Origin of the sequence: Phyllobacterium sp. CCNWLW183, from assembly GCF_037203775.1 — a bacterium.
Classification (GTDB): Bacteria; Pseudomonadota; Alphaproteobacteria; order Rhizobiales; family Rhizobiaceae; genus Phyllobacterium; species Phyllobacterium ifriqiyense.
This window is the reverse complement of the sequence record NZ_JBBCBN010000005.1, coordinates 220634-241497: the sequence shown is the minus strand read 5'-3', so window position 1 is coordinate 241497 and position 20864 is coordinate 220634. Positions and strand designations below refer to the sequence as shown.

The following is a 20864-nucleotide window of genomic DNA, read 5'->3' as shown; positions in this document are numbered from 1 at the left end:
CTTGCTGGCTTGTTCATTTTGGATTTGTGCCACTTTTGGCTGGAGCGGAGTTCTTTGCCGGTTTGTCGTGGCGCAGCAGTTTGCGTATGGGCGGTGCTGATACGATCTCATTGCGCTGGGCAAATGCCTCGTGATTGGCTTCAATATCATCAAGCTTGTAGAGATAATTGACCATGAGTCCGTATGCTTGTCGCATTGCCCGATCAGAGCGGTCAGCCAGGAAGTTTATTCGTTCCAGCCGTGCGCCATTGCCAAGATGAAAACGCGACACAGGGTCGAGAGGCCGCCCATCTGGCGTCTTGGCGTTTAAGAAATACCGTGCCGCAAGTGGCAGCAAAATCTCTTTGGCAGCTGTTTCAAGCGCTGGGTCATTCGCCCAGCCTGGCTCGTCCAGTATCTCAAGGGCTTTTTTATCTTCGGTCGTCAGTAATTCGGAGTGCTCGGATTGTTTTTCCTTTGACAGCCAGTTTGCAAATCCCGGCACTGGCGAGAGGGTGACAAAGGTGTCAAGGTTCGGGAAGTCGCGGCGTAAATCTTCAACCACCTGCTTGATCAGGAAATTCCCGAAGGAAATTCCCCGCAATCCAACCTGACAATTGGATATGGAATAGAAAACAGCGGTTTTCGCATCCTGCGCCGGGATAGGTGCGCGCGTTTCATCAAGAACGTCAGATATCGCCTCAGGGATGGTCTTTGTCAGAGCTACTTCGACGAAGATCAAAGGATCATCGGAAAGTTGCGGGTGAAAGAACGCAAAACATCTGCGATCGGCAGGAGCCAGGCGTCGACGCAGTTCATCCCAGTCGCCGATCTCGTGCACCGCTTCATAACGGATGATTTTCTCAAGGATGTGGGCAGGCGTTGACCAATCAATGGGCCGCAAAATCAGGAAGCCACGATTAAACCATGACGCGAATAGATGGGAAAAATCGGCGTCGACTGCCTCTAGTTCGGGAGTTTTGACCTTGAGGGCCAGCAGGCATTCGCGCATGTTGACGAGTGTGGAAATACCATTAGGCGCGAGATTGAGACGGCGTATCAGCTCTTGTCTGCGAGGCTCGGCGGCCTGATGCAATTCCAGCACAGCGCGTGGCGTGCGGTCTGTCTGGTAGGTTTGAATTGCCGCGTCGAGCTTCGTTTCATCCGGGCCGAACTTTTCGAAAAGCAGCAGCATGAAATCGCGCTGCCCCTTTTCATCCAGTCGTGACCAATGTTGGAGAATTTGCGCGGCCAGTGCCATGCCCGAGGCTTCACCCCGGCTTGTGAGAAGCAATTCGCAGAGACGATCAATATTGGACGATCCGGAAATTAATGGCGTGCGGGGTCCAAAGGACAATAATTTGCGACCCCGATCGGTTATGGTTTGCAGCATGTCGCTAAAAAAGGATGTGCCACTCATTGGAATTTCCATTGATCGGATTTGTCCTGTTGCAACTCAGATGATCGCATTTGCGTTGCCATCCTTGGCGATGAAGATCGTTTATTTTCATCTCATTGGCGCGGTGTTATATATAAACCTATCGATCTTGTATGAGATGTCAATGTTTTTGTATACAAGATAGCAATTGTTGCATTTTAAGGGGCGGGCATGGCCGAAAACATTGTGCAGGGGCTAAGAGATGAGATCGAAAATGGAATTGTAACCAACCAGTACTCGCCGGGTGAGAGGCTGGATGAAATGCAACTGGCCAAGCGTTTTGGCGTATCCAGAACTCCCGTGCGGGAGGCGTTGATGCAATTGAGCGCCATTGGTTTGATTGAGATCAGGGCACGCCGCGGCGCTGTTGTCATTGATCCTGCTCCCCACCGCATTTACGAAATGTTCGAGGTTATGGCGGAACTGGAAGGTATGGCAGGGTCTCTCGCCGCACGTCGTCACACGGATGCGGATCGCGAGGAATTGCTGGCCGCTCATGCCAAATGCGAACGATCAGCCAATGCAGAAGACAGCGATACCTATTACTACGACAATGAGCTTTTTCATCACGCCGTTTACGCGGCCAGTCATAGCGGTTTTCTGATTGAGCAATGCACGGCGCTTCATCGCCGTCTGCGTCCTTATCGCCGTCTGCAGTTGCGGGTCCGTAACCGCATGAAGACTTCCTTTAGTGAGCACTCAGCTATCGTGGAGGCGATCTTGTCGGGCGAGCCGGAAGTCGCGCGCAACCTTCTACGTCAGCATATTGCCGTGCAGGGCGATCGTTTCAGCGATCTTGTTGCAACACTTGCTCAACGTGGCGCGGAACGGCAATAGTTTGAGGCGTTAAGCTTCAGAACCCGATTTTGCCGAAAGTTCAGCTGCAACCTTCAGCACCAGTTCTTCAGGAATCGCAACTGTAATATCCTCAACGTCATCGACAGTCTCCGTATCGGCGATCCGAATTGGGTTATGCGTTCGAGACAGAGTTGTGATCAGTCGGCGAGGGATTGCGGGAATCAAGTACCGCTTGACGCATTCGACCAGTACGGCGCGCTTGTCTGGCGCGAACTTGCCCAGCTTTTCCTGCAAGAGATGGCCGAACATATTGCCATCGGCAAATCCCCGCCTGCTGGCGAGGTCGAAAGCGTGAAGTCTGTATTCAATGTGAGTCATTGGATTTTCCTTCAAAACTTTTCTTTAGCTACCATGGCATAAAGCCATGACCTTAATGAGACGGATGCGCGTGATTTTTGAGAATCCGAAAATAATGTTCCGCGTGCTGATAAAAATTCTCTGCGTCCACGAGATTTCCCGAGCGCGCCGCGGCCTGAGCCTGGCTGAGATAGCTTTCATAACTCAGCTTTGGGCTTTGATGATGGGAGCTTTGGTTGCGGGGGAGAGGCACCTGCGAACGGCGCTTGCCCGGTGATTTGGTTGAGTTCTTGTCGATTTTATTGCTGAGCCGTTTGCGGCCCACTCCTGATTGGTATTATCTGGTTTTTTCGCCAACCGAGCGATCAATCGATCTGCTCGGCGACAATCCGGCGGAGCTCTTCCCGGGTAAATCCCGATGATTGATGCTCGTATTGATGGTCCGGCGATTTTGATTTTATAGAGTCTCGATAAATGTCCGGCCGGTTATATACGGATGACTTGTCATGTTTTTCGATAATGATGTGCATTTTAATCCATTGGCCACGCAGAAAAACTCCGCAGCTTTGTGTGTTGAAATATGCCGATGTGAATATTCCGGGTCGCCATTAAGGATGACAATGGCCATCAGCGATCCTGGAAGTTACCCGCGCTCCGTTGAGCTGCGGTATTGCCCGGTTAATCGGGTCGACGAAACATATATGGGGGCTGCTGAAAATTTATCAATAGCACGCTCCAGCGGACGCGCCGCTGGAGCACTGGTCAGGCGTGTCCGGCCTTACTTCTTTCCAAACCCGCCGCCGGTCGGCGTCGTGACAATGAAAGCCTCTCCCGCCTCAAGAACCGTATGAGCGCAGCCGCCAAGCATTTCGATCTGCCCATTATTCCGGCGCACGGCATTGGCACCAAGCTGGCCGGGTTCACCGCCATTCAGGCCAAAGGGCGCAATGCGCCGGTGTCCGGAAAGTATCGCAAAATCCAGTTTTCTTTGCGCTCGAATGGTCCGTTTTGTGCCATTGCCCGCAGACCATTTTCCTTTGCCACCCGAATCCGGGCGAATGTGAAAATCCTCAAGCACAACGGGAAAACGCGTTTCCAGAATTTCCGGATCTGTCAGGCGCGAATTTGTCATGTGGGTGTGAATTGCATCCGCACCATTGTAACCGGGCCCAGCCGGCGCGCCGGAACATATGGTTTCGTAATACTGGTATTCGTCATTGCCAAAAGTAAGGTTGTTCATTGTGCCTTGCGCTGCTGCTTGCGCGCCCACAGCACCAAACAGGCAATTCGTTACGGCTTGGCTGACCTCTACATTGCCTGCAACAACCGCAGCGGGGTATTCAGGCGAGAGCATTGTGCCGTCTGGAACAATGATACGGATCGGGCGCAGGCATCCGGCATTCATGGGAATGTTGCTTTGTACAAGCGTGCGGAAAACATAGAGGACCGCAGCGCGCGTAACAGGGCGAGGGGCATTGAAATTGTCTGCCCTTTGATCTGAGGTTCCGGTAAAATCAACGGTTACTTCCCGAGCCGATTTATCGACGGAAATCTTGACGACAATGCTACACCCTTGATCCATCTCATAGGTAAAGCTGCCATCCTGAAGCTGGTCCAGGACGCGGCGAACACTTTCCGCAGCATTGTCTTGCACATGGCCCATATAGGCCTCAACGACGTCTTCGCCGAAATGGGTGATCATTTTGTGAAGTTCGGCCACGCCCTTTTCATTGGCTGCCACTTGGGCCTTCAGGTCATTGACGTTTTGCAGCAGTGTGCGCACGGGATATCTGGCGCCCGTCAAGAGTTCCGCCAGTTCATCTTCGCAGAATCGTCCTTGATCCAGAAGTTTGAAGTTGTCGATATAAACGCCTTCCTCTTCGATCGTCGTCGCCAAGGGGGACATGGAGCCCGGCGCGATACCACCAATGTCGGCATGATGTCCGCGGCTTGCTACCCAGAAACGGATCGTCTTGCCTGTATCGTCAAAAACCGGTGTGCACACCGTCAGATCGGGAAGATGCGTGCCGCCATTATAGGGCGCGTTAATAAGGAAAACATCGCCTGGACGGATTACGGGATTTTCACGGATTGCTGCTGCTACAGAAGCATCCATTGAGCCCAGATGCACGGGCATATGCGGGGCATTGGCAACTAGATTGCCTTCCGCATCGAAAACAGCGCAGGAGAAATCCAGCCGCTCTTTGATATTAACCGAATAGGCGGTGTTTTGCAGCGTCACCCCCATCTGTTCTGCAATCGACATGAACAGATTGTTGAATATTTCCAGCATCACCGGATCTGCCTTTGTCCCGATAGCAACCTGACTGGGCAATGCTTTGATGCGATTAAGAACAATATGGTTCTTTGCTGTCAGTTGGGCCTGCCAGCCATCTTCGATGATGATCGTCTGGTTTGGTTCGATGATGATGGCAGGGCCTGTCAACTGCTGGCCCGGCTTCATCGCATCACGCAAGATCACGGGCGCATCATAGGCTTTGCCTTGCGAGAATATGCGATTATGTCTGATCGCTTGGGATTCGCCTGTCGCTTGAGGTTCGACACTCTTTTCAGTTTGTTCGCTACCGCCGCCGACAGTTTCAACCTCAACAGCCTCAATAAAAAGGGCCTTGTTTTCAGCAACGAAACCGAAGCGGCGTTTGTGCAGAATCTCGAATTCCCGGCGCAGCCGTGTTGTGTTGTCAGAAGCGGGATAAGTCGCCTCTACACTGAGCACTGTATCCGTACCGGCATAGCGAATATGGGCGCGAACAAAACTGGTGATCGCATCACGCGCAATCCCTTGTGCCTGAAGCTCCGCAATGCATTCGTTTTCCAATTCCCGGCCCATCTCCGCAAGTTGGGCAGGGGCATTTTCATCCAATGATATGCCCAACGCCTTTTGCCGCGTCGCTCTTATATCGGCAAGGCCCATCCCATAGGCCGAGAGCAAGCCCGACAGGGGGTGTACGAGAATACTCTTCATGCCGAGCGCATCGGCAACAAGGCAGGCATGCTGGCCGCCTGCACCGCCAAAACAGCTCAAGGCATAGCGTGTCACATCATATCCACGCTGCACTGAAATCTTCTTGATCGCCTCTACCATATTGGCGACAGCAATCCGTATGAAGCCGTCTGCCACGTCTTCCACGCTTCGCCCATCGCCAATCTTTTCAGCAAGTTGCGCAAAGCCACGGCGTACGACTTCGATATCGAGAGATTCATTTTGTCCCGGACCAAAGATCGGCGGGAAAAATTCAGGGATGAGTTTGCCGACCATGACATTTGCATCTGTGACTGCCAGCGGGCCGCCATTGCGATAGCAGGCGGGGCCGGGATTGGCACCTGCCGAATCCGGCCCGACGCTGAAGCGGCCATTATCGAAGTGCAGAATGGAACCACCGCCTGCGGCCACGGTGTGGATGAGCATCATCGGAGCGCGCACTCTCACGCCCGCGACTTCCGTTTCAAAGGCTCTTTCATATATGCCATCATAATGCGCCACATCGGTGGATGTGCCGCCCATGTCAAAGCCGATGACATTGCCAAAGCCTGCCTCCATGCCAGTTCTGGCAAGGCCCACAACGCCGCCTGCGGGTCCAGATAGAATGGCATCCTTGCCCTGAAACATATCGGCAGCAGTCAATCCGCCGGACGACATCATGAACATGACACGCGCACCGGTACGGGCCACATCAAGCTCTCTGGAAACCTGTTCCACGTAGCGCCGCAAAACGGGGGAAAGATAGGCATCGATAACCGTTGTATCGCCGCGTCCAACCAGTTTGATCAAGGGCGAGACTTCGTGACTGACCGACACCTGCGAGAAGCCGATATCCCGCGCAATTGCTGCAACCGCTGCTTCATGTTCTGGGAATTTGTAGGCATGCATGAAGGCAATGGCGAGCGCGTCATATCCCTCATCCTTCAATAAGTTCAAAGCTTTATGGACTTGATCCATATTGAGTGGAACTTCGATCGTTCCATCGGCAAGCACGCGCTCATCGATCTCCAAAACCTGGTCATACAGCGCTTCGGCCTTGATGATTTCGGTTGCAAAGATATTCTTGCGTTCCTGATAGCCGATGCGTAACGCGTCTCTGAAACCTTTGGTCGTTACCAGTGCCAGACGCTCGCCTTTGCGCTCCAGTAGGGCATTCGTTGCGACGGTGGTGCCCATGCGAACTTCGCCAATAAGCCCCGCCGGAATGGCGTCATTTGGTTCCAGTCCCAGATGCTGCCGAATGCCATGCACCGCTGCATCGCTATAAGCTGCCGGATTTTCGGAAAGAACCTTTTTGGCATGCAGCGTTCCTGCCGGGTCACGACCGATCACGTCAGTAAAGGTGCCGCCACGATCTATCCAGAAATCCCAGCCACTCATGTGTATTTCCTCTGTTCGAATGCATGGCTGCCAGTACCGACAACTACATTGATAATATATAGATAAAATAACGATATAAAATTGTTAAGTTGATGGCAAGCACAATGACACTCGCCCATGGCCGGAATCATGGGCGTGCAAAAAACGGGAATGTCTTGCAGAATTGGTGGTCTGGCTCGTCAGCCCAGTCAGAACCGGCTCTAACGATCAATATTTGCTGCCGCGAATAATGCGAATTCAGCCTTGGCTGTTGTCTGCCAGAATTCTATCGACAACATGTTCCAGCGATTGCGGCCATTCAGGCGCCCGCCACCCAAAAGTTTCAAAGAAGCGATCAGTCGCCAATTGCGAGTTCAAAGGCCGTTTTGCTTTTGTCGGATAATCGGCAGTCGATATACCGGCCACACCCGCATAAGGTCCGCTACGCGCCCGGCTATACTCGAAGATTTTTTGAGCAAAACCGCTCCAGTTGATGCTTCCTGTACCAGCCAGATGATAGACACCAAAATTGTTAAATAAAGGGTCGGTTTGAAGCCGCTCTGCCATATGCAAAATTGCATCGGCTATATCGAATGCTGAGGTGGGATTTCCCCATTGATCGGAAACGACCGACAATTGGTCACGTGTTTCAGCCAGGCGCAGCATCGTCTTGACGAAGTTTCTGCCAAAAGGGCTATAGACCCATGCGGTCCGTAAAATAAAATGGCGTTTGTTTGCTTGGATAACACCCAACTCGCCATCGAGTTTGGTCTGTCCGTAAACGCCTTTTGGTCCAGTTGGGTCTTCTTCTTTGTAAGGTTCTCTGCCTTCGCCTGAAAACACATAATCTGTAGAAAGGTGAATAATCGGCGCGTTGATATGTGCTGCCGCCTCCGCAACAGCGGTAGCGCCGGCTGTATTGATCACTGAAGCGAGTTCAGCTTCGTCTTCCGCCTGATCGACAGCCGTGTAAGCGGCGGCAGAAACAACGAGATCCGGCGCAGCGTCCACAATTGCCTGAAATATCGTTTGTGGTTGCGCCAGATCGAGTTTTGGCCGTCCCAGAGCAACAAGCTCAATGGAGGGATGCAAGGCTGCTCTCTCCATCAGGCTGAGAGCCACTTGTCCCCCATGCCCTGTGACGACAATTTTCATACTGCACTCTTTGCTGTTGTAGAACCGAGCCGCTCGCCCGCATAACGTTCGCCGCGAATAGGCTGCCACCACCAATCATTGTCCAGATACCATTGAATGGTGCGTTCCAACCCTGACTGGAACGTTTCTGACGGGGTCCAGCCGAGCTCCCGCTCGATCTTTGATGCATCGATTGCATAACGACGGTCATGGCCCGGCCGGTCGCTGACAAAACTGATCAGGTCCCTGTATCGCCCGCCATTGGCACGCGGCCGCTTCTTGTCGAGTATATCGCAGATCGTTTCAACAACGCTCAAATTCGTTTGTTCGGCTCGGCCTCCGATGTTGTAGCTCTCGCCCGGTTTGCCCTTTGTGACGACGAGTTCCAGCGCGCGCGCATGGTCTTCGACATAAAGCCAATCGCGGACATTTGCTCCTGTGCCATAAATCGGAAGCGACTTACCGTCCAAGGCGTTGAGGATCACCAGCGGGATCAGCTTTTCCGGAAAATGGAACGGACCGTAATTGTTTGAACAATTGGATAGAACGACCGGCAGGCCATAGGTCTCATGCCAAGCGCGGACCAAATGGTCTGATGCAGCCTTTGATGCCGAGTAGGGCGAAGAAGGTGCGTAGGGCGTTTCTTCCGTAAAGATCCCGCTGTCAAAAGGCAGGTCGCCAAAGACCTCATCGGTGGAAATATGGTGGAACCGAAACGCAGATTTGGCTGGCTCCGACAATTCGCGCCAATAGGTCAGCGCTGCATTGAGCATGCGGAACGTGCCGACAATATTTGTCTCAATAAAGGCGGCTGGTCCATCAATAGATCGATCGACATGGCTTTCAGCGGCGAGATGCATGATCGCATCTATTTTCTCGTCGCGTAAAATACCCAGAATTGTTGCATCATCGCATATATCCGCCTGGATAAAGCTGTAATTTGGGTAATTCTCGATCTGTCGTAGCGATGCAAGATTTCCAGCATAGGTTAGCTTGTCAACATTCACGACCCGGTTTTGCGGGTTGGCCGCCAGTTGTCTGCAAACTGCAGAACCAATAAAGCCGGCGCCGCCGGTAACTAGAATATTCATGAACCAAATTGCTCCTTAAGGGAAAATATCGGCGCCATCGAGCACAGGGGCGTTTCGATCTTTATCGGACAGTTGTAGGACGGATTTTTCGAAAGGCCATGCCACGCCAATTGACGGATCGTCAAATCGTAGTGACCTATCATGTTCGGGAGAATAGTAATCCGTAACCTTGTAGACCACCTCGGTATTTTCTTCGAGTGTCACAAAGCCATGTGCAAATCCCTTGGGCACCAATATCTGGTTCCACTTCTTTGCTGAGACTTCCAAGGACAGCCACTTCATGAAGGTTGGCGAGCTTTTCCGGATATCTACTACCACATCCAGAATGGACCCTTTGACGACGCGCACAAGCTTGTCTTGAGCGCGTGGCGGTAGCTGATAATGCAATCCGCGCAAGACGCCCTTAGCTGCAGACAAGGAGTGGTTGTCCTGGACGAATTGCAAGGGAATGCCCGCTTCGGCAAAACTTTGCGCATTATACGTTTCTGAAAAAAATCCGCGATCATCACCGAATTTTTTGGGCAGAATTTCCAGAACACCTTCAAGTGCGAGAGGCTTTACTTCGATCATTATTTACCGACCTCTTCAGCTCTGCGGCGCAGATAGGTTGCATATTCCGTTTTGCCCATTTTTGCTGCTCTCTCGAGGACTCGGTCGGCGTCGACCCATCCCCATTCCAACCCTATTTCCTCGGGGCAAGCAATCTTGATGCCCTGCCGATGTTCAATCGTTCTCACAAATGACGATGCCTCGTGCAAGCTGTCATGCGTACCGGTATCGAGCCAGGCATATCCCCTGCCCAATTGCTGTACGCGCAAATCGCCACGTTCCAGATAGATATTGTTGATACTCGTGATCTCAAGCTCGCCTCGTTCGGATGGCTTGATAGATCTGGCGATGTCGACCACTTCATTATCGTAAAAGTAGAGTCCAGTAACAGCCCAGTTCGATTTTGGCTTTACCGGCTTTTCTTCAATGGAAAGTGCTTTCCCTGTGGCTTTTTCAAACTGCACCACCCCATATCGTTGAGGGTCCTCAACGTGGTAAGCAAAGACAGTGCCCCCCTTGTCACCGCTGGCGGCTTCCTGACAAAGCCGCGACAGACCATCGCCAAAATAGATATTATCGCCAAGGATCATGGCAACGCTGTCATTGCCGATAAACTCACGTCCGATAATAAATGCTTCTGCCAAACCGTTTGGTTGCGGCTGTTCAGCATAAGAGAAGCTGACGCCAAAATCTGACCCATCGCCCAATAATTTTTGAAAGAGCGGCAGATCATGCGGCGTCGAGATGATGAGAATTTCCCGTATACCCGCAAGCATCAACACGCTTAGCGGGTAATAAATCATGGGCTTGTCATAGATTGGCAACATTTGCTTGGAGACGGCAATCGTCAATGGATAAAGGCGTGTACCACTTCCGCCTGCCAGAATAATGCCCTTCATTCAACGTTTCCTTATTACCATCGTGACAACCGGAACTCGATTGCATTTGTCGCAGACATTTGGCGGCAAGAGAAACACATGTCAATCTTCATAAGTGTTTTGGTTTTCCTTGCAACGCGCTATCTGCTAGCTAACCCGTCAGTTGAACTTTAAATGGAAGCTTTTAAAAATGCGGGTTGATAACCGGTCTGTCACAGGAATTATCGTTACATATAATCCTGATCTGGATGGCCTGAAGAGCCTGCTTGAGGCAATAATTCCCCAAGTTGGAAAGCTGATCATCGTCGACAATGGCAGTGGAGAAGACGTGGAAAACCGACTGGCTTCGCTGTATCCAATGGTGGATATTGAGAAGCTTGGACAAAATTTTGGAATCGCAAAAGCTCAGAATATCGGTATCGCGAAAGCCCGAGTCCATGATGCAGCTTACGTGCTTCTGCTTGATCAGGACAGCATCCCCGCAGGAGATATGGTTGCCAGGCTTTTGAACGCCGCTGAGGCGCAATTGGCGAAAAATCTTCGAGTGGCGTGTGTCGGACCTCGATATGAGGACCCACGGCAGAAAAATCCTCCGCCCTTCATCAAAGTGACGGGCCTGCGGCTTGAACGGCAAATCTGTGCGGAGAATGATTCGATAGTGGAGGTGGACTATCTCATTGCTTCCGGCTGCCTCATTCCACTATCGACCCTCGATAGTGTAGGCGGAATGCGGGAAGAACTTTTTATCGACTATGTTGATATTGAATGGGGTTTGCGGGCAAAGCAGATGGGCTATCAATCATATGGCATATGCAGCGCCCATATGAAGCACGATTTGGGCGATAGCCCCGTGCTTTTTCGGGGCAGGCACATACCTGTGCATAGCCCGTTGCGGCATTATTATCATTTCAGAAATGCGATTTGGCTCTATCGCCAAAAATGGCTGCATTTAAATTGGAAAATGGTTGATATGGCCCGTTTGGTACGAAAATTTGTATTCTACAGTCTGATTACAGCCCCTCGCGCAGAACATGCAAAAATGATGACCCTTGGTGTCTGGCATGGTCTAACGGGGAAAATGGGAAAGAAAGTCGGTTAATGGTCGAGAGTGCATATCCCGATGCTAAGACGTATGAACTGACCATTGCCATTGTCATATTCCAGCCCGACCAGGAAACGGTCCTGAAAACCATCCAAAGTCTGCGGCATGCGCTTCAATTGAGCGGTCTGACGCAAGTCAAGATATTCGTGATCGATAATACCCCGGCGGTCTCGGGCCATGACTGGTTGTTGGAGGCGATGGAGGGCCTACCTTTTGAGATCATGAGCGGGCAGGGCAATGTCGGGTTTGGCAGGGCAAATAACATCGTCACAGATGCCGTTGGCAAATATCATTTGGTCCTCAATCCTGATGTCGAAATGGAGCCGGAAGCGCTCGCCAATGCCATTGCCTTCATGACGGATCACAAAAATTGCGGGCTCTTGACGCCAAAAGCATTTAATCCGGACGGAACGCGGCAATATCTTTGCAAGAACTATCCGGCGGTGTTTGATCTTTTGCTTCGCGGCTTTGCACCGCGCGCCATCAAACGGCTATTTGCTAAACGCTTGAATCGCTACGAAATGCGCGATCAGATTGGTGATGTCGTTTTTTGGAGCCCTCCCATCGTAAGCGGCTGTTTCATGTTTTTTCGTGGCGATGTTTTTAAAAAGCTGGGCGGTTTCGATGCTCGTTATCTGCTCTATTTCGAAGATTTCGATATATCGCTGCGAACGGCAAAATTTTCTCAAATCGCTTATGTGCCGACAGTCAGAATTGTCCACGAAGGCGGAAATGCTGCGCGCAAGGGATGGTGGCACATTCGCCAGTTCGCCCGCTCTGCGTTGATATTTTTCTCCACGCATCCGTTGAAACTTATTTAGCGCGGCGCCCGTAATCCCGATTGGAGTGGAACGTCGTCATGACCCAAATGCCACACCAAGCGAAGATAGATGCACCGCTGCACAGAATGCCTTTAAAATGTCCTAATGGCCGTTGAACTGTGGGCCGTCTGTTATCGCGCCTTCACGTATGGATACGTTTCGTTGCAACCTTTCCGGACTGGAATCGTTGGACCAACGTTCTATCGCCGAGTTTGCGGACGGGACAATCCGGCATGGTGTGCCGGTCAGGATTTAGAGCAACTCCGGAAAAGCGTGCAGCGGTTTTCCGGAATTGCGCGAAATAAATAAGTAAGGAGAGAAGCATGAACAAGACTCTTACAATGGCGCTTGCCGTAGGGTCGCTGGCAATAGCCGGAACAACAATCGCCAAAGCGGCCGATATGCAATTGCCAACATATGAAGAGCAAGATGTGCGCAATGGCGTAAAGATCGGCTATCTCGATTGCTCAATCGGCGGCGGCGTCGGTTATGTGCTTGGTTCAGCCAAGGAAGTTGAGTGTTCGTTCCGGTCCACAATGGGCGGAGAGCGTATCGACAATTACTCGGGCGCCATCAAGAAGCTGGGTGTTGACCTTGGTTTTACCACCCGCAGCCGTCTGATTTGGGCAGTGTTTGCACCAACTGCAGGCTATCATCACGGTTCTTTGAGCGGCCTGTATCGCGGTGCGACTGCTGAAGCCACGGTCGGTGCCGGTATTGGTACGAATGTCCTGTTTGGCGGGACATCGGGTTCCATTCATCTTCAGGCAGTAAGCGTGACCGGCCAGCTCGGTCTCAATGTCGCAGCTACCGGAACATCAATGACGCTGACATCTGTCAACTAATTGCATGTGCCCCGTCCGCAAAGGCGGGCGGGGCACACATTCGGCACTGGTCGAATCGTTACAACTGTGAACATGTTCCAGCTCGTTGCGGGACATCGTTTGCAGCATCAGCGAGGCCAGATTGAAACGACCTATCTCATTTTCTTTCTTGCTGTCATGTCTCCTGGGTTTGATGCCGGGAGCGGCAGCGACTGAATGGACCGCAACCGAAACTGTCCAGCCCTATGCAATCGCGGGAAAGTCCGGCGCATCGCTCTATGCCTCCATCGGCGAGAGAGGCCCGCAACTGGGCGGCAGAGTCCGCACCATTGCGCATACCAATTTCAAGCTGACATGGACCAGGAAATATGAGCGGCAGGCTGACAATGCTTGCAAACTCGTCTCGGCCCGGCCCAAGCTGATAATCACCTATACGCTACCAAAGCCTTCAGATCGCTTGCCGGATGCGGTGGAAAAAAGCTGGAACGCATTCATCACGGGCGTCAGAAATCATGAACTCGTGCATGGCGAGCAGATCAAGGAAATGGTGCGCGCGATAGAGGCATCGACAATTGGCCTGTCCGTTCCCGACGACCCTGATTGCCAAAAAATCCGGTTGGAAATGCAGCCTCGGCTCTCCGCTCTTTCAATAGCCCAGCGCCAGAAAAGCCGCGATTTCGACCGTGATGAAATGAGTGATGGAGGCAATATCCAGCAGCTTATTCTCAAGCTGGTCAACGGACCCTGATCCCGCTGACTGGGGGAAAGAGCCACCCGCTTTCGGGCGGATGGCTCTTGTCTTTTAGTAAATGTCGAAGGGGAAATATTTGGCAACTATTTTCTTATGTGTTCCGTTTGCCACGATGGCATCGATCGCCTTGTTGAATTTCTCCCTCAGCGCGTCGTCGCCCTTGCGGATACCGATGCCTGCTTCGGTCTCGGTTCCGGGAACGTCACCCAGCATCTTGCAGCAATCTTTTCCGGCATTATTAAGCCAATCCACGACAACGAATTTGTCTGAGATCAGCGCATCGATACGACCATTTGTCATATCTGCTGCCGCCTCATCCTGCGTGGGATAGAGCTTCACATCCACACCGGCCTTGCCGTAAACATCAGTGGCGTAGATCGCCTGGGTCGTACCAGCCTGTGCGCCAACGGTTTTGTCTTTCAGGTCGGCGATAGCGACGCCCGCCAGGGTGCTGTCGTTTGGAACGGCAACGGCCAGCGGTGTGGTGTAATATTTGTTGGTGAAATCGATCTGTTTTTTACGGTCTTCCGTAATGCTCATTGATGCGATGATGGCATCATATTTTTTAGCCATTAGCCCCGGAATAATGCCGTCCCAATCCTGCGCAACGATTGTGCATTTTGCTTTCATTTCTTCGCACAGCGCATTCGCCATATCGACGTCCAGCCCTGCCAATGTGCCGTCCGCGTTCAAAGTATTGAACGGTGGGTAGGCGCCTTCGGTAGCTATGCGTATGGTGGCTTCTTGAGCGCCTGCAGCCGACGTTAATGCCACGATGACAGCGGCACTGAATAAAAGCAGTTTCTTCATGTTCCATCCTCTGATTTGGCGAAGGTTCAACTCCGCAAGATCAAAGTAATGCAATCACAACGATTAGAAAGCGCTTTCTGCAATTTGCACCCAAAATCGAAAACCGCTTTGATCCCTTGTTATAAATCAAGCGAGAAGGTAAATCCGAAGCTTGGTAGCAAGTGCTTATGCGGTTTGCGAAATCTGTCTTGGCATGTCCAATTCGCCTAAACAGCCCGATGAGTTGAAAGCTGACCGCAAATATGGGTTTGTCCGTGTGATCGCTTATCTTTCAGGCATGTTCGAATATGCTGCAAAACCCTGGAAAAGACTAAGTTTCGGGCTGCCGTTCTCACTCGCCTTGCATCTATTGATAGGTTTGCTGCTATGGACCGGGCTTTCATTTGAAATAATGCCCGCACCAAAGGAAACGATTGATGTTAAGCTCGTTCCGCCTCCTTCTCCAGCCCCTTCACCCGAACCGGCAGAAAAAACGCAGCCCAAGCCCCAGCCGGCCCCTGCGCCGCCACCCGCAGCAGGCAGTCCTGCATTCGCGGCTGCCACTGCAAAAACCGAGCAGAGGACAGAAGAAAAAGAATTGCCACCGGTGACTGCTCCAGAGACATCGCAATCAGACAAGACCGAGGAAAAGCCGGAGCCGGAAAAACCCGCAGAAACCGAAAAGCTGCAGGAGCAGGAAAAAGCACCAGACGGGATGAAACCCGCGTCTGAGGCCAAGCCGCAACCGGAACCGAAAAAGGCGGCTGCCGAGCCTGCAAAACCCAAGGCAAAAGAGACGGCAAATCCCACTCCCGCCAAGGAGCTTTTCTCGCAAGAGTCGCTCTCGAGCTTTCGGGTGAGGCAATCGGCGCGTAAAATGTCGGCCAGAGATCGTATCAAGCAGCTCTGCACAATCGAGGCTTTGGAGCAGCTGCGACGCCAAAGGCCTGGCTCTTTCCCGGATCTGCTTGTGCCATTCGGTCGCTCAGGCGGGCGAATTTCGGAATACGCATTGGATGCGAGCGGGGGTGCATTTCGCAGCAGGGGAGATTGGTACAACATCAACTTCCAGTGCACGGTTGACAATAGCAGGAGCAAGGTTGTCTCGTTCAGCTTTGCGGTTGGAGGCAGTATTCCCAGAAGCGAGTGGAATGACCGAAGGCTGCCTATAGATTAGTGAAGTGAAATTGTTTGGGAGGCGCAGCATGACAAAAAGTAAGAACCCAAAGGTCGACGCTGTTTTGAACAGGGAGACAAATTGGCAAGAGGAGTTCGCGGAGCTTAGGTCCATTGCATTGGAATGCGAACTGGCCGAAGAGCTGAAATGGGGTGTTCCATGCTATACGTTTCAAAACAGCAATATCGTTCTTATTCATGGGTTTAAGACCTATTGCGCAATGTTGTTTATCCAAGGCGCCTTGCTGAAAGACGGCAAGAATATTCTGATCCGGCAAACTGAAAATGTGCAGTCCGCGCGCCAGGTCCGGTTTACCAGCCTGTCGGAAATAACGGGGATGAGAGACGTCCTCAAAGATTATATTCAGGAGGCTATTGAGGTCCAGAAGGCGGGTTTGAAGGTCGATTTTAAAAAGACGAAAGAGTTCGCTGTTCCTGAAGAATTCCAGATCAAACTCGATAATATGCCTGCGTTGAAAACGGCTTTTGAGGCGCTGACACCGGGGAGACAGAGAGGATATCTTCTCCATTTCTCATCGGCAAAACAATCCAAAACCCGCGAGGCCAGAATTGAAAAGGCAATGCCAAAAATTCTTGAGGGCAAAGGTTTGGACGATTAAAGCAATTCGGGGAAAACGTAGCAACTTATCCTGAATGGATCGTCAAAGCGAAAGCTTGAAACCTTCATGTGTTGGCGCGAATCCAAGCGAGCTATAGAATCTCAGCGCATCCGGCCGCGTTTTATCCGATGTCAATTGAACGAGCCCGCATCCGCGCTCTCTGAAATTTTCAATCGCCCATTCGATCATGCGGTGACCGATGCCTCGACCCCGATGGCTTGGCGCGATTCTCACGCTTTCGATCTGGCCGCGCCACATCCCGCTGCGTGAAAGTCCAGGTATATAGGAAAGCTGCATGCAGCCGATGATTTGGTCATCTTCTAAGACGGCAACCAAAAGTTGGTTCTGGTCTTCTTCGATAGCCTTTAAAGCCCGAATATAGCAATCAGCTATGGGGTCCGATACCGTTTCACGATTTTGTCCGAGTTCGTCATCGGCCAGCAGAAGAATCAAGGTGCGTAAGTCCGTTTGCACCGCTTTGCGAAATATGAGTGCTGGCATGGAAATATCTCCAGTTTATCGGTTAAGTCGGCCAGGATTCCGCCAAATGGGTGCTTCCTCACAACTAGTTGCAATTGATTGCTTCAGCGGAAGCCTCATAAATCATTGACTTCAGCTTCTCATACAGAAGGCGCATTCGCTCCGAAAGCCAATTGTCATGTCGACATACCAAACCGGACCATGGACTGAAAAAGAAATGTCCATTGTCCGCAAGTTCTATCCAAACTATGCCAGACTTGCAGAAATGCTGCCCGCGCGCAGCCCTGCGGCCATTCGCGGGCAATGTCGCAGGCTTAATCTTTCGCCCAGCAAACATAATTGGACAATGCAGGAAATCATCCGGCTGTCCGATCTGTTTCCGCGTCTGTCATGGATGGAGCTGCGCCGCGAATTTCCGTTTGCGACCGAGAAAATGTTGCAAAGCATGGCGAACAAACACGGCATTCACCGCCGTGGTCAAAAACAGCTCATTGGTGGCCGGGCTTAACACCTGAGATCACTATTGGTTGATGAACCGTTTGGGTGGACAGGCAGGGAAAACGGCTTATCTTGCACATAGTCGCAACTTTCGAGGGTCCCCTCGATAGCTCCAGTCAACAGCCGAGCATAAATCCATGACAAAAGGTTCCGATCTACTTGTTGCAGCGCTTGAGAACGAAGGCGTTGACCGTATCTTTGGCATACCGGGTGAAGAGAACCTTGATGTTGTCGAGTCAATCCGAAAATCTTCCATCCAGCTAGTTCTGACCAGGCATGAGCAGGCGGCGGCATTCATGGCGGCGACCTATGGGCGCTTGACGGGCAAGCCGGGCGTCTGCCTGACGACATTGGGCCCGGGCGCGTTGAATCTTTCGACAGGGGCGGCCTATGCGCTGCTCGGCGCAATGCCCATGATCATGATCACCGGCCAAAAGGGAATATTATCTTCCAGGCAGGCGCGGTTTCAGGTGGTTGATGTGGTGGCGTCAATGAAGCCCTTGACCAAGCTGTCGCGGCAAATCGTGTCTCCGCAGATGATTCCAACCACTGTGCGCGAGGCTTTCAGGATTGCGCAGGAGGAGCGGCCGGGGCCAGTGCATCTGGAACTGCCGGAAGATATTGCGGCGGAGGAGTGTCAGCCGGTTCCGCTGATTGCGCCCCATGCGGTCGAACTGCCAACAGCCAGCGATTTGTCTCTTGAACGCGCTGCCTCGATCATCATGGCGGCGAAGCGTCCTTTGTTGATGTTCGGCGCGGCCGCATCGCGTCCCCGGTCCACGTCAGACATTGCGCAATTCGTGCTTCGTACCCAAATTCCGTTTTTCACAACGCAGATGGGAAAGGGCACGGTTCCCGGCGGCACTGAATTATACATGGGAACGGCGGCGCTCTCAGAGCGCGATTATGTGCATGAGGCTATCGAGCAGGCCGATCTGATCGTTACCATTGGGCATGATACGATTGAAAAGCCGCCTTTCATCATGGGGGCGGAGGGCCCGAATGTCGTCCATGTGGGATATCTGCCAGCAACAGTTGAGCAAGTCTATTTCCCGCAATCGGAAGTCATTGGTGATATTGGTCCATCGCTCAAAGCATTGGCGGATCGCATCGAAGGAAAACTCCCCAATGCCCAGGCCCTGCTGCATTTGAGGGAGGGCATTTTAAGCCGGATTGCGGCACGCGCCACCGAGGACCGGTTTACCCCGCAACGGCTTGTCCATGATATTCGCGAAGCGATGCCGCATGACGGTATCCTCGCGCTCGACAATGGTATGTACAAGATCTGGTTTGCAAGAAATTACCGAACCAGAATGGCCAATACGCTGCTTCTCGATAATGCCTTGGCGACAATGGGTGCCGGATTGCCCTCGGCCATGACGGCAGCAATGCTTTATCCCGAACGCCGCGTCATGGCTGTTTGCGGGGACGGCGGATTCATGATGAACAGCCAGGAGCTTGAAACTGCAGTTCGCATGAAGCTCAATCTGGTTGTGCTCGTCATTGAGGACGGCGCTTATGGGATGATACGCTGGAAACAGGCTGTGGATGAATTTCCAGATTTCGGAATGACGTTTGGCAATCCGGACTTTGTTAAATATGCGCAGTCATATGGAGCCCAGGGAACGCGGGTCACGGAAATCGGGCAGTTCAAACAGGTGATAGCGACGGCTTTTGCTGAAGGTGGCGTGCATCTGGTCAATGTGCCGATCGATTATTCGGAAAACGAGCGCGTTCTGGTGAAGGAGTTGCGTGAGCGGCTTCCAGCGATATTGGAGTCATGAAGTGACGCTTGCAATGAAAGTATATCAGGCGTTTGACCGCGCAATCATTCAGGAGATTCCAACCGACGACGGCAAGGCCCTGGAGCACAAGTTGCAGATGGCTGCGCAAGCTTTTGCTGACAAGGCCGGTTGGCTGCCAACCCATGAGCGCATGGCTGTTTTGCGCAAAACCTCGGTGCTGCTTGAGACGAATCGTGACCGTTTTGCCCTAATGATCGCCCGTGAGGGCGGCAAGCCATTGCCGGACGCCATCATTGAAGTGACACGGGCAATTGATGGCATTCTCAATGCAGCAGATGAATTGCGCAATTTCGGCGGCAAGGAAATCCCGATGGGGCTTACTGCCGCGAGTGCCAATAGATGGGCGTTCACAACCAAGGAGCCAATCGGCGTGGTTGCGGCTATATCGGCTTTCAACCATCCGCTTAATCTGATCGTTCATCAGATTGCACCGGCGATTGCTGTTGGTTGCCCGGTCATCATCAAGCCCGCTTCCACGACGCCGATCTCCTGTATCGAACTGGTCAAGCTTTTCCGGGAAGCCGGGCTCGACGAACAGTGGTGCCAGACTTTGCTTACTGATGATAATGCGCTGGCAGAGCAATTGGCGACAGACCCACGCATTGCCTTCCTGAGTTTCATTGGCTCGGCCAAGATCGGCTGGTATCTGAAAAGCAAGCTGCCGTCTGGCACGCGTTGTGCACTCGAACATGGCGGTGCCGCGCCCGTTATTATTGACCGCGGTGTGGACGTGGACAGGGTCGCCGCCAGCGTTGTCAAAGGCGGCTATTACCATGCCGGGCAGGTCTGCGTTTCGTCGCAGCGGCTATTTGTGCATGAAGACATATTGGCCAGTTTTACCGAGGCTTTCGCTGCCAAAGTTACCGCTTTGCGTGTGGGTGATCCTGTCCTGAAGGATACGGAAGTCGGCCCATTGATTTTGCCCAGGGAGGCGGATCGCGTGGAAGCCTGGATCAAGGAAGCGACGGAGCAGGGGGCAACACAAATCGGTGGCGGACGTCTGTCTGAAACAACTTTGCGCCCGTCCATTCTTCTTAATCCAGGCGCCGAAACAAAAGTATCCAGGCTCGAAGTATTCGGACCTTTGACATGCGTCTACGGATATAGTGATCTTGATGCAGCCATCAATATCGCCAATTCACTGCCTTTTGCCTTTCAGGCAAGCGTCTTCGCATCAGATATAGCAGTTGCGTTGAAAGCTGCCAGACATCTTGATGCATCCGCTGTCCTTGTTAACGACCATACGGCATTCCGGACCGATTGGATGCCTTTCACCGGCCGTCGTCAGTCAGGCTATGGTGTTGGCGGCATACCTTGGACGATGGAAGAAATGGCGGACGACAAAATGATTGTGTTCAACCATGTAAGCTAAGGGCATTCGCGCTTGACATGCGAAGTCCTGTGGCAAAAT

20 protein-coding genes are annotated in these 20864 nt (G+C 52.2%); 10 read left to right on the top strand and 10 right to left on the bottom strand.

Going from position 1 to position 20864, the window contains the following annotated elements; translation table 11 throughout:
• Positions 1 to 13: 13 nt before the first annotated feature.
• Positions 14 to 1399 (bottom strand): malonyl-CoA decarboxylase, encoded by a 1386-nt coding sequence (locus V9K95_RS13595; protein WP_336442183.1) that lies wholly within the window; start codon positions 1397 to 1399, stop codon positions 14 to 16.
• Between the two features lie 189 nt (positions 1400 to 1588).
• On the opposite strand from V9K95_RS13595, the gene V9K95_RS13590 reads away from it, so the two are divergent.
• Positions 1589 to 2254, top strand: coding sequence for an FCD domain-containing protein (locus V9K95_RS13590; protein ID WP_115053421.1), 666 nt, complete (start codon positions 1589 to 1591; stop codon positions 2252 to 2254).
• A 9-nt stretch (positions 2255 to 2263) separates the two neighbouring features.
• Here V9K95_RS13590 and V9K95_RS13585 read toward each other — a convergent pair whose 3' ends face one another.
• The 7 genes from V9K95_RS13585 to rfbA form a co-directional block, all read right to left on the bottom strand.
• Complete coding sequence (locus tag V9K95_RS13585; protein WP_336442184.1) at positions 2264 to 2593, bottom strand: hypothetical protein; 330 nt, start codon at positions 2591 to 2593, stop codon at positions 2264 to 2266.
• A 52-nt stretch (positions 2594 to 2645) separates the two neighbouring features.
• Positions 2646 to 2825 carry a DUF4167 domain-containing protein gene (locus V9K95_RS13580; protein WP_337345106.1) on the bottom strand — a complete coding sequence of 60 codons (180 nt, stop codon included), beginning with the start codon at positions 2823 to 2825 and terminating at the stop codon, positions 2646 to 2648.
• Positions 2826 to 3350: 525 nt separating this feature from the next.
• On the bottom strand, positions 3351 to 6956 hold the full coding sequence (locus V9K95_RS13575; protein ID WP_442958602.1) for a hydantoinase B/oxoprolinase family protein: 3606 nt from the start codon (positions 6954 to 6956) through the stop codon (positions 3351 to 3353).
• Positions 6957 to 7193: 237 nt separating this feature from the next.
• Entirely contained in the window at positions 7194 to 8090 is an 897-nt protein-coding gene (gene rfbD, locus V9K95_RS13570) for a dTDP-4-dehydrorhamnose reductase (RefSeq protein ID WP_336442186.1), read from the bottom strand.
• On the bottom strand, positions 8087 to 9160 hold the full coding sequence (gene rfbB, locus V9K95_RS13565) for a dTDP-glucose 4,6-dehydratase (RefSeq protein WP_336442187.1): 1074 nt from the start codon (positions 9158 to 9160) through the stop codon (positions 8087 to 8089). Before rfbB ends, rfbD begins: the two co-directional genes overlap by 4 nt.
• A 15-nt stretch (positions 9161 to 9175) precedes the next feature.
• Positions 9176 to 9730 carry a dTDP-4-dehydrorhamnose 3,5-epimerase gene (gene rfbC / locus V9K95_RS13560; RefSeq protein WP_162802525.1) on the bottom strand — a complete coding sequence of 185 codons (555 nt, stop codon included), beginning with the start codon at positions 9728 to 9730 and terminating at the stop codon, positions 9176 to 9178.
• Positions 9730 to 10608 (bottom strand): glucose-1-phosphate thymidylyltransferase RfbA, encoded by an 879-nt coding sequence (gene rfbA / locus V9K95_RS13555; protein ID WP_115053427.1) that lies wholly within the window; start codon positions 10606 to 10608, stop codon positions 9730 to 9732. The genes rfbC and rfbA overlap by 1 nt, the downstream gene beginning before the upstream one ends.
• A 169-nt stretch (positions 10609 to 10777) precedes the next feature.
• Between rfbA and V9K95_RS13550 the strand changes: the two genes are divergently transcribed.
• From V9K95_RS13550 to V9K95_RS13535, 4 genes are all read left to right on the top strand, one after another.
• Entirely contained in the window at positions 10778 to 11686 is a 909-nt protein-coding gene (locus V9K95_RS13550) for a glycosyltransferase family 2 protein (RefSeq protein WP_336442188.1), read from the top strand.
• Positions 11686 to 12510 carry a glycosyltransferase gene (locus V9K95_RS13545; protein ID WP_336442189.1) on the top strand — a complete coding sequence of 275 codons (825 nt, stop codon included), beginning with the start codon at positions 11686 to 11688 and terminating at the stop codon, positions 12508 to 12510. The genes V9K95_RS13550 and V9K95_RS13545 overlap by 1 nt, the downstream gene beginning before the upstream one ends.
• A gap of 323 nt (positions 12511 to 12833) precedes the next feature.
• Positions 12834 to 13355 (top strand): DUF992 domain-containing protein, encoded by a 522-nt coding sequence (locus V9K95_RS13540; RefSeq protein ID WP_115053430.1) that lies wholly within the window; start codon positions 12834 to 12836, stop codon positions 13353 to 13355.
• A 172-nt stretch (positions 13356 to 13527) separates the two neighbouring features.
• The gene (locus tag V9K95_RS13535; RefSeq protein WP_336442204.1) at positions 13528 to 14082 is read left to right on the top strand and encodes a DUF922 domain-containing Zn-dependent protease; all 555 of its coding nucleotides are present in this window, start codon (positions 13528 to 13530) and stop codon (positions 14080 to 14082) included.
• A gap of 54 nt (positions 14083 to 14136) precedes the next feature.
• Here the strand turns inward: V9K95_RS13535 and V9K95_RS13530 are convergent, their stop codons facing one another.
• Positions 14137 to 14895 (bottom strand): ABC transporter substrate-binding protein, encoded by a 759-nt coding sequence (locus tag V9K95_RS13530; RefSeq protein ID WP_115053432.1) that lies wholly within the window; start codon positions 14893 to 14895, stop codon positions 14137 to 14139.
• A 193-nt stretch (positions 14896 to 15088) separates the two neighbouring features.
• Here V9K95_RS13530 and V9K95_RS13525 point away from each other — a divergent pair, with 193 nt between their 5' ends.
• Complete coding sequence (locus V9K95_RS13525; RefSeq protein WP_336442190.1) at positions 15089 to 16051, top strand: DUF930 domain-containing protein; 963 nt, start codon at positions 15089 to 15091, stop codon at positions 16049 to 16051.
• A 28-nt stretch (positions 16052 to 16079) separates the two neighbouring features.
• Positions 16080 to 16670: a YdeI/OmpD-associated family protein gene (locus tag V9K95_RS13520; protein WP_336442191.1), complete on the top strand. Its 591-nt coding sequence runs from the start codon at positions 16080 to 16082 to the stop codon at positions 16668 to 16670.
• A 42-nt stretch (positions 16671 to 16712) separates the two neighbouring features.
• Here the strand turns inward: V9K95_RS13520 and V9K95_RS13515 are convergent, their stop codons facing one another.
• Entirely contained in the window at positions 16713 to 17171 is a 459-nt protein-coding gene (locus V9K95_RS13515) for a GNAT family N-acetyltransferase (protein ID WP_307275403.1), read from the bottom strand.
• A 157-nt stretch (positions 17172 to 17328) separates the two neighbouring features.
• Here V9K95_RS13515 and V9K95_RS13510 point away from each other — a divergent pair, with 157 nt between their 5' ends.
• From V9K95_RS13510 to V9K95_RS13500, 3 genes are all read left to right on the top strand, one after another.
• Positions 17329 to 17658 carry a hypothetical protein gene (locus tag V9K95_RS13510; RefSeq protein ID WP_336442192.1) on the top strand — a complete coding sequence of 110 codons (330 nt, stop codon included), beginning with the start codon at positions 17329 to 17331 and terminating at the stop codon, positions 17656 to 17658.
• 127 nt (positions 17659 to 17785) lie between these two features.
• Positions 17786 to 19432: an acetolactate synthase large subunit gene (locus tag V9K95_RS13505; protein ID WP_336442193.1), complete on the top strand. Its 1647-nt coding sequence runs from the start codon at positions 17786 to 17788 to the stop codon at positions 19430 to 19432.
• Between the two features lie 13 nt (positions 19433 to 19445).
• Complete coding sequence (locus V9K95_RS13500; RefSeq protein ID WP_442958603.1) at positions 19446 to 20825, top strand: aldehyde dehydrogenase family protein; 1380 nt, start codon at positions 19446 to 19448, stop codon at positions 20823 to 20825.
• Positions 20826 to 20864 lie beyond the last annotated feature (39 nt).